Origin of the sequence: Achromobacter sp. GbtcB20 (assembly GCF_019091095.1) — a bacterium.
Taxonomy (GTDB): Bacteria; Pseudomonadota; Gammaproteobacteria; order Burkholderiales; family Burkholderiaceae_B; genus Achromobacter; species Achromobacter mucicolens.
In genome coordinates, this window is the sequence record NZ_JAGXJZ010000241.1 from 1 (window position 1) to 443 (window position 443).

Sequence of the window (443 nt, forward strand, 5' to 3'; positions counted from 1 at the left end):
CGCCCTCTCGAACACCCGCGTTGGCGAAAGCGGATTCCTGCATGTGGTGGTAATGAATCCGCTGGCGCACCCGGGCAGCTGCGAGTTCGCGGACGCGATCCTGTACGAGGAAAGCATCGGCGATCCCGCGGGGTGGGACGCGGACTATGGCGCCTACGCCCGCGGCAAGGCGCGCGTAAGCTGGCGCACGGGTTTGGGAACGCACGAGGTGATGGCGCTCAGGCCCCATCTGCTTCGCGCCCGGGATACGCAGGTTTGGGGCAGCGTGTGCCTGGACGGGATCGTGGTGGCGGTCAGCGGCGCGAACCCGTGGTTCGATGAGGCGTTTGCCGCCGCGGTCGCCTCGCTGTTCAAGGCGGCCGTGCAGGGTCGGCGGGAAGCGATGCAGGTGCGATAGCCTCAGGCTGGTCTGCTGCGTGAGGGGCGACTCGGAACGCCAGTTG

The 443-nt window shown here is 68.2% G+C and carries 1 protein-coding gene; it reads left to right on the plus strand.

Features of this window, described 5'->3' with window-relative positions; genetic code table 11:
• The coding region (locus tag KVT32_RS28795; protein WP_217619281.1) for a hypothetical protein at positions 1 to 397 on the plus strand (397 nt) is incomplete at its 5' end.
• Between the last annotated feature and the right edge of the window lie 46 nt (positions 398 to 443).